The sequence below is a fragment of the Devosia riboflavina genome (genome assembly GCF_000743575.1).
Taxonomy (GTDB): Bacteria; Pseudomonadota; Alphaproteobacteria; order Rhizobiales; family Devosiaceae; genus Devosia; species Devosia riboflavina.
The window spans coordinates 1-903 of the sequence record NZ_JQGC01000056.1; the positions used below are offsets into that span (position 1 = coordinate 1).

Below are 903 nucleotides of genomic sequence, written 5' to 3' on the forward strand. Positions count from 1 at the left end.
TTCTGCTGGAGGGTCGCGTCGGAGTAGAGACGGTGTGTCTGTGTCGTGGCAAAGCCCATTCCGGAAAACGGCGGGAATGCCGCGAGATCGGCGCTGTGCGATCGCAGCAGAACCTTGCCCGCGGCATCGTGCACGACATAGGTGAAATACTCGTCGTGCTGGCGGAGCGTGGCAACGCGCTGTTCGGTGTCGTCGGCATCGCGGCCGATGATCTCGATCGCCGCAAGCGGCAGGATGCGTTGCGCCGTCTCTTCGAGGGCGCTGTCGAACACCTCGTCCATTTCATGGCGCAGCATCTGCGCGGTCACGACAGCGGCAAGCGCCCACAACACCGTCAGCCCCAGCCCCAGCCATAGCGAGAGCCGCCATTGCAGGCTCCTGGGCCGCTTCATCTTGCCGTTCCAAGGCGATACCCGATGCCCCGCACCGTATCGATCACGCCGTGGCCGAGCTTCTTGCGCAGTCTGCTAACGTGAACCTCGATCGTATTGCTCTCGACCTCGGCGCCGAACGCATAGAGCCGGTCTTCGAGCTGTGCCTTGGTCATCGCGATGCCGGGCCGCTGCAGAAATGCTTCGAACAGCGCCCATTCGCGCCCGGTAAGCTCGACAGGGCGCGCGCCGTGCATCACGGTCCGGGCGGCGAGATCGATGCGCAGGTCGCCGATCTCGATGAGAGGATTCGGGTTGCCGCTGTATCGCCGCGCCACCGCATTCAGCCGCGAGGAGAGTTCCGACAGATCGAACGGCTTGATCATGTAGTCGTCGGCGCCGGCATCAAGGCCCGCGATGCGGTCGGAGATCTGGTCGAGCGCCGTCAGGATGATGACCGGCGTCACGCTGCCCTCGGCTCGAAGCTTTTTGAGAAAGGCAATGCCCAATCCGTCCGGGAGCATCAGGTCGA

At 63.9% G+C, this 903-nt stretch carries 2 protein-coding genes; both read right to left on the bottom strand.

The genetic code is table 11. The annotated features are described in order from the left end of the window. The coding region (locus JP75_RS24610) for a sensor histidine kinase N-terminal domain-containing protein (RefSeq protein WP_035087812.1) at positions 1–392 on the bottom strand (392 nt) is incomplete at its 3' end. Continuing rightward, the coding region (locus tag JP75_RS24615; protein ID WP_035087814.1) for a winged helix-turn-helix domain-containing protein at positions 389–903 on the bottom strand (515 nt) is incomplete at its 5' end. The genes JP75_RS24615 and JP75_RS24610, both read right to left, overlap by 4 nt.